The following is a 7,324-nucleotide window of genomic DNA, read 5'->3' as shown; positions in this document are numbered from 1 at the left end:
ATCTGGAGCCTCGCACCTCTCGATCACCGGGTCCGCCTCACCGACCCTGAGCTGCAAGATCAGCTTGGAAAAGGCTCAATGCACTGCCGACGACTCCGGTCACCGCCCCAAAGCGCAGAAGCGCGGTGGCGACCACGCCGCGGAACAAGAATTCTTCGCCGATCGGAGTGAGAACGGCCAGGAACAGCAGGGAGAGGACCACGGTAAGAACGCCGTCGCCGGCCGCTTCGCGGTAGGAGGCCTGGACGTCCTCTCCCGGACTGGAAAGGTAGAAGACAGCAGCGGCAGCGAGGCGGGCCAGCACCAGGGCGAGGATCCCGCAGGCGACACCGATGAGAAGCCAGCGTCCGGTCGTTCGACGGAGTCCGAAGGCGGCCGGGTGCCGGATACGGATTCGATCGGCCGCGACGAATCCGGCGAGGCCGGCCACACCGGAAAGCGCAGTCAGAAAGAGGCCGAAGACGGTGGTGTCGACCTCATCGGCGAGTCCGGTCCGGTTGAGCAGTACCGGTAAGCCGTAGCCGACGATGGCGAACACGACGATGCCGACGACGACCTCGGCCAATCCGGGCCGGGTGCGGGCCACGGTGCCGCTGCTGACAGGGGGAGAGGACATGAGGACGGGCTCCTAGGTGTCGGCGCGTGATTCCCGTTACATACAGCTGGTGTTCCCTGAACCCGGACGTAAGCGGAAATAAAGCATCAAAACTCCACGATGGATCGTGGGGATTTCGAGTGTCGGCAAGGACGACGATGAGAGTCGAGAACGGGTTCATTGCTGCGACGCGAACGGTCATCGGGTCGGCGTCCGGCGGACTAATGTCGCGGAGTGAACGAGGCGAGACGGGCGGCAAGATCCGGAGGCCGGCGAGGTCCCGTGCTTCGGTGTCGCGGGAGGCATTCGGCCTACCTCGAGACGCGTTCGAACGTTGCGTGCATCGTCAACGGGATTGCCTCGATCGGCAACGGGCTCGGCATGGGATCCGGACAAGATGATCTGTCGATCAAACCGTGCGCATGGTGCGGTGGCTCAGGTGACGTGAGAGACGACGTCGCCGAGGGTCGAACAATTCTCGTCGCACCACCCCTGGATGTGGAGTAGAGGTCATGAAGCTGTTGCGCGTCGGAGTGGCCGCGGTGCTGGCGTTCGGGCTGGCCGGCTGTGACGAGCGGCCGCCACTGGCCGGCCAGCCTGCCGGTGACGAGCGGTCACTGCGGGCCGATCAGCCTGCCGGTGACGGACCGGGGCGACCCGTCGAAGTCGGAGGGCAACCGCCGAGCGACCAGCCTGACGGCCCCGGTGAGCCCGACGGCTCCGTCAACGCCGGCGACGGCTGCGCGCCCAAGATTGTCCGCCCGTCCCGGGCGCCCGGGCCTTCGGTCGGGGTCAACTACAACGGGATGTCCCGCAACGTGGACGTCGCGCCGGGTGGTGAGCTGGAACGGGTCGGCGCCGAGTGGGCCCGAGCGTTCGTGGACATGCAGCAGCTGCTGGACAAGAATGCCGCCGAGATCGCGGCCGACGAGGACATCGCGGGTGTCCGACGTCTGCACGGCAGCGGGTACCGCACGATCGTGAGCCTGAAGTGGCCGTTCCTGGACCGTGACTTCCCCCGGCCCGGGACGGTTCGGATGAAGAAATATGTCGACGTGATGCACCGTGTGCTGGACGGGACCGGGCCCGGGGTCGACGTAGTGGTGGCCGGAAACGAACCGTTCCGCGAAACCAGACCGGAATACCGTGATCAGGATCTCGTCCGTTTCTACGAGGTCATGACCTCGGAGATCGAAGCGTACCGCCAGGCCCGATGCCGATCTTTCGAGATTTTCATGGGTTCCTTCAACAACGTCCACGCACCGGAGGAGCGGACGGCGCCGCTCAACGCCCTCATCGACTTCGCGGACAGAACCGAGTGGATCGCCGGCATCGATCTGCACGAGCACCATCTCGACCGGAAGGATCTGCCGGAGGCTCTCGCCTGGGCCCGCACCCGCATCTCGGCCGGTAAGCAAATAATTGTCACCGAGTTCTCCCTGGCCCAGCGCTGGCGGGCGGAGAACACCAAACCGATCCCGGCCGCCTTCGCCAAGCGCCACGGTTATCCCGCCGATCTTCGCGCTTACCAGTACCTGCACCAGGTGAACGTAAAGCCGGTGCCGCAGGCCGAGTGGATCGACTACATGAGCTCGACCGGCTGGATCAGCGGTCGCAAGGACTACATCGTCAACAGCTACGCCGAATTCAAGAAATACGACGTGAGCGTCGCGACCTATGGCATGCGGCAGGGTAGGCGCGTCAACGACACCGCGACGTCTCTCCCATGGTCGTACAACGGGATCTTCTGCAACTTCACGTGCCAACCCGGCGCGGATGGGAAGAGCAGCTTCAACTATGCGTGGATCGACAACTTCCGTCGCATCCGTGAAGGCGACGTCGGCTAGAGATACGGCGTATGTGCTGATGCGGCGGCAGAAAGGAACAGATGTGCGGACGTCAGTCTTGTCCCTGCTGCCCGAGTGGCCGGACTCTCTACCGACCCGCCGCAGGTGATCTGATGACGGATCAACGCAGTCCCTCGCGGCCGACCGAGCAGGTGGCCCGGCCCGAACCGCTGACGGTCGATGAACTGTTCGAGCCGCCCGCGCGGACGGCCGCAGCGATCTCGGCGGACGGGGCGCTGGTCGGCTATCTGGCGCCGTGGCGAGACCGGGTCAACGTCTGGGTGCAGAGCACTGCCCAGGGAATCGCCCGCCGCGTCACCGCGGAGGATCATTCCGATGTGCAGTCCTTCCACTGGACCGACGATCCGCGATGGCTGCTCTACCTCTCGACCGGGGAGGACGGTGAGAACTGCCGTCTGTATCGGGCCGATCTCGATGTCTCGGCTGGTCCAGCGCTCGATCTGACTCCTTCCGGATCTGGTGTCGTTGCTCTCGATCTGCCTGTAGGACGGCCCGGCACGGCACTGGTCCGGACGACCGGTCCGGGCCGTCAGTCGTCCCACTTATATGAAGTGGACATTGCAACAGGCGGACTGACGCTTCTCGGATCGAGCCCGGAAGCGTCAGATGTGTGGTTCCGCGGGGCCGGCGGGGTCCTGTACGTGGCGCGGCCGACAGGCGACGGCGGAACTGCGATGCTCCGCTGGGATGGCGCGAGCGGCACCTTCCACTCTGCAGCGCCCACTATCGACGCTGTTGACTGGCTCGTCGGCCTCCCGATACGGACGACACCGGATGGCGCCGGCGTCTGGGTCGGATCCAGCTCGGAATCCGGTGTGACCGTGTTGCAGCGACTGGACCTGACGACCGGTGAGCGCACGGAGATCGACCGCCACCCCTGGTACGACCTGGACACCCGGGCTGCTGTCCTGCCCGTGCCGTCCCCGCTCGTCGTCGATCGTCGCACCGGAGAGCTGATCGGTGTCCGCTATCTCCGCGAGCGGCAGGTCATCCGCCCCTTGAATGCTCATTTCCGCGCGGTTCTGGGGCGCTTGGAATCGTTGTCCGGCGGCGACATAGCCGATCTGTCATCGGACCAGGAGGGCCGGCGATGGGTCGTCAGCTTCAACGACGACCGGGACCCCGGTACGACGTACTTCTACGATCACGCCACGGGGGAGAGCCGGCTGCTCTTCCGGCCTCATCCTCACCTCGGCCCGCACAACCTGGCGCCGTTGGTGCCGGTCAGTATTCCGGCCCGGGACGGCACGGAATCGCTCTGCCACCTGACCCTGCCGGTCGGCGTGAGTCCGCGCGGCCTGGCCACCGTTCTGATCGTCGGTGGCGGGCCGGGTGTCCGCAACTATTGGGGTTACGACGCGGCGGCACAGCTGTTCGCCAACCGGGGGTTCGCCGTTCTGCGGATGACCTCCCCTGGCTCGCCCGGCTTCCCGAGAACGTACCTCGACACCGCGACCGGTGAACCTCGAGACGCGATGCTCGAGGACATGCTCGGCGTGGTCGAGTGGGCGGTGGAGCAGGGGTACTCCGACTGGGATCGGGTGGCGATCTTCGGAGAGCCCGAGGGCGAACAGGCCGCATTGGCTGGTGCCTTCTACAGCCCGGAGGTGTTCGCTGCCGCCGTCGAGTTCTCGGGAGTCGTGGCCGATGTCGCGTCCCGGCTGCCACGTCTGCCGGCCCGGTCGCCGGGCCGCATGCCGGATCGGACTCGCACGCCCCTGTTGATGCTGCGGGCAGCGGGCGACCGACCCGGCACGGCGGCGGGGGCCGATGAAGTCGCCGGAGCTGCAGCCGCGCGCGGCGTGGCGGTCGAGCATGTCGACCTGGACGATGGGGGGCGTCGCGGCGAGAAGCGTGATCAGGTCGTGGCGATGTTCCACGCCGCCGACCTATTCCTCCAGCGGCACCTGGGATCCGCTCGATGAGCCGACACGTTGCGGCGAGACCGGCTGTTGCCGGCGATCAGTAGCTCCGTCGGTGCACGGGCCGATGCGACAGGTGGCGAAGGCCGCCCGGCCCGCACGTGCCGGTCTGGGCTGCGCCGCCGCGGACGGGCGATGTCCAGTGATCATCACCGACGAGGGCCAGAGCAGCCACAATCTCCGCCACTTCCTGCGCGCGGCCGCGGCACTCCGAACAGATCCCCAGGTGACGATGAATCGCGTCGCTCTCGGCCGGGGCCAGATAATCGAGGTAGTGATAGGCAAGACACTCGTACCCGATGTGGTCTTCCAGCATTGTCGTCTCCTGCGCCCAGTCGTCGATAGGTACCTGGCAGAGAAGCTCGAAGTCGACTCTCACCAATGGTGGCCTGGAGTCACGGCGTGACACACGGCGCTGAGGAAAATCGCTGAACTTGGTAAGCCTCTGTCATCTTCGACGGCTCGGGGCAGTACATGGTTCATCGCTACGGAATTGTGGTGTCACTACGCGCGACGTGATGCGAATCGGGTATCTGCGAGGGCTTAGCGAGGCCGGTGAGCTCTTATGCGGCGCCCAGCGGTGGCCCTTCCTGTCGAGCACGCCGTTCGAAGACGGTGTTCAGCGGACTTCCAGTTCGTAGACCGAATAGCCGTAACGGTCGGCCGACCTCTGGTTAGCCACCAGCCGGACGTGGCGGGCCGGTGTTCCGTCGACCGCGATGTCGACCACGCCACCCGTGCCCTGAGCGGTGGAATAAACGGTCTGCCATGCGCTGCCATCGGCTGACAGCTCGACGCGGTAGGCCCGGGCGTACGCGTTCTCCCAGCGCAACTCGACCGCGCTGACCTGCCAGACCGAACCGAGATCGACGGCGAGCCACTGAGGGTCCGACCGGAACGCGCTGCTCCACCTGGTGGCCGTACTGCCGTCGACCGCCGCCGCGGCGGAGTGAGCGCCGGCTTCTTCGGTGCTGGACGCCGTGGCGGCGCGGCCGAGGGCCAGATTGCGACCGGACGGATTGGGCGACCCCACGGGCGGAGCCGGTTCGGTTTCGGGGGGTGCTGATGGGGGGTCGGCCCGGGTCGGAGACGGGGCCAGAGGCGAGGACGTCCTGCTCGTGGCCGGTGCCGGAGAGTGTGCGGGCTGCGATCCGGAGGCGGGGACGGCCGGCGGGGGTGCGTTCGGGGTGGAGCTGGACAATGGGGAGACGCTGGGCTGGATGCTCGCTTCCGAGGCGAAGGCGGCGCTGCTGCCGACCGACGGTTGGTCAGCGGCCGGAAGCGAGGCCACCGGCTGATTCAGCGCGATGGGGGGCGTGTCCCGGGCGGATTGAGATGTCGGCAAGCTTGCGATGTATCCGGTGGCACCCACCAATGCGACAACGGCGACCGCCATCCCGACGAAGATCCCGCGTTGCGGCTTGCCCGGCCGATCCGCCGCCGGCCTCGCGGTCGTACCCACGGGCCGGCCCACCGAGGTGACCACCTCCGGAGCCGGCGGAGCCGGAACGGCCGGCAGGACGCGAATGCGGCCGGGCCGAGCGCCTGAGTCGACTGTTGCCTGACTCGAGACCGCAGGGGAGCGCAGCACGATTGCCCGCTCTGACCCGGCGAGCGCGTCTCCTGACCCGGCGAGAGTCGCCGCGGCAAGATCGGGGCCGGCGCCGATCGTGACCGTCGGCTCGATCTCCACACTACGGCGAGTGGTAGCCGGCAGGCGGTCGACGAGGGCACCGACCAGCGACAGCACTGCCGGGTCGACAGGCTCACCGGGAACACCGACGAAGATGCGCAGCTGCGACGGGCGCCACGGATAGGCGCGCACCGTCTCGGCCCCCGTCTCGCGGTGTGCCGAGCGCAGCCACAGCCCGGACGAGATGACTTCGGCGACCCAGTCGCTCGTGAGCACGAAAATCCTGCCCGCGACCAGCTCGCAGCCGGCCAACCCGCCTACCGAGCCGGTCGGCTGGGCCGGGCCGTGCGGCGGAAAGCTGACGTGGCTGGTCAGCGGCCGCCACCACCCTGCGTTTCCCTTGTCGGCCGGAACGCTTCCCGCCAGGCTCACCAGGCGGCCGTCGAAGGTCAGCATCGGCAGGCCGGTCGACACATCTACCGGTACGGAAAGCCGGCGGGCCAGGCTCGCGGCCAGGCCGGGCGTTCCGACTGCCGGGCCGTACGGGGCCAGCACCAGCCGAGAGCGCAGGGCCGGCGGCAGCTGGTCGACCAGCGCCAGGACGTCCTCGTCGGCCGGCTCGGGGTGGCCCGGACGGCCGATCAGGAGGACCGGCCGGGCGTCGTCCATCGGTACGCTGTAGGCGAGGTCTGACAGATCCGGCATCGGTGCATCAGGATCGGCGGTGAAGATCCACAGCCCGGCCGGAACGGGCCGCACGATCACCCGGCCGGGTCCGTCCGAGGACGCCCGGTCGACGTCTGCTTCCCAGCGCGGCCGGGGTGCGCGTCGCCCGGCCGGACGGTGTTCACCGGCTGCGGTGTACTCGAACCACCCGTACGGGGCGAAAAGCGTGCCGCCTGGCACCAGAACGACGTCACCGCGCGGTGCGACGACCGGCCCACTCAGCTCACGAGCGAGCCGAGCAGCGAATCCGCGTTCCGGGCGACCGGCATCGGCCACGACGATGCGGGCCCGGCCACCGGGCGGCACCATGATGGGTAAGGCAGCCTCGACCGAGGGCCAGATGTCGTCCCCGTCGCGGGGCCCGATCACGGTGACGGCCGTGGGGTCGGCCGCCAGTCGAGCTGCCGCCTCCGCGACGGCCGGGTCGTTGCCGACGACCCCGACACACTCGCTGATCCAGGTCACAGGGCCGTGAACAAGGTCTGTCATTACGTCTCCGAGCTCTTCCGCCCGGCCGGGGACCGTGCCGAACGTCTATGCCTGCCGCCGCCGACAACGACAAGCGCCGTTGCAGTACCAA

5 protein-coding genes are annotated in these 7,324 nt (G+C 67.8%); 2 read left to right on the top strand and 3 right to left on the bottom strand.

Annotation, left to right across the window (positions count from 1 at the left end; all coding sequences use genetic code 11):
- Window positions 1-37: 37 nt before the first annotated feature.
- Window positions 38-586 carry a CPBP family glutamic-type intramembrane protease gene (locus KXC43_RS46480; RefSeq protein WP_221382704.1) on the bottom strand — a complete coding sequence of 183 codons (549 nt, stop codon included), beginning with the start codon at window positions 584-586 and terminating at the stop codon, window positions 38-40.
- A gap of 542 nt (window positions 587-1,128) precedes the next feature.
- Between KXC43_RS46480 and KXC43_RS46475 the strand changes: the two genes are divergently transcribed.
- Together KXC43_RS46475 and KXC43_RS46470 are read left to right on the top strand one after the other, a co-directional pair.
- Window positions 1,129-2,442 (top strand): hypothetical protein, encoded by a 1,314-nt coding sequence (locus tag KXC43_RS46475; RefSeq protein WP_221382703.1) that lies wholly within the window; start codon window positions 1,129-1,131, stop codon window positions 2,440-2,442.
- A 113-nt stretch (window positions 2,443-2,555) separates the two neighbouring features.
- Window positions 2,556-4,388, top strand: a complete 1,833-nt coding sequence (locus KXC43_RS46470; protein ID WP_221382702.1) for a S9 family peptidase — start codon at window positions 2,556-2,558, stop codon at window positions 4,386-4,388.
- A gap of 37 nt (window positions 4,389-4,425) precedes the next feature.
- Here the strand turns inward: KXC43_RS46470 and KXC43_RS46465 are convergent, their stop codons facing one another.
- Window positions 4,426-4,764 carry a hypothetical protein gene (locus KXC43_RS46465; RefSeq protein ID WP_221382701.1) on the bottom strand — a complete coding sequence of 113 codons (339 nt, stop codon included), beginning with the start codon at window positions 4,762-4,764 and terminating at the stop codon, window positions 4,426-4,428.
- A gap of 240 nt (window positions 4,765-5,004) precedes the next feature.
- Entirely contained in the window at window positions 5,005-7,233 is a 2,229-nt protein-coding gene (locus KXC43_RS46460; protein WP_221382700.1) for a discoidin domain-containing protein, read from the bottom strand.
- Window positions 7,234-7,324: the final 91 nt, after the last annotated feature.

Origin of the sequence: Paractinoplanes polyasparticus (genome assembly GCF_019710575.1) — a bacterium.
Taxonomy (GTDB): domain Bacteria; phylum Actinomycetota; class Actinomycetes; order Mycobacteriales; family Micromonosporaceae; genus Actinoplanes; species Actinoplanes polyasparticus.
The sequence above is the reverse complement of the archived record's forward strand: the minus strand, read 5'-3'. Positions and strand labels throughout refer to the sequence as shown.

What these genes read in the sequence shown, in the direction of transcription:
- KXC43_RS46470 (WP_221382702.1), top strand. Translation starts at nt 2,556, where the DNA reads ATGACGGATCAACGCAGTCCCTCGCGGCCGACCGAGCAGGTGGCCCGG.
- KXC43_RS46460 (WP_221382700.1), bottom strand. Translation starts at nt 7,233, where the DNA reads ATGACAGACCTTGTTCACGGCCCTGTGACCTGGATCAGCGAGTGTGTC.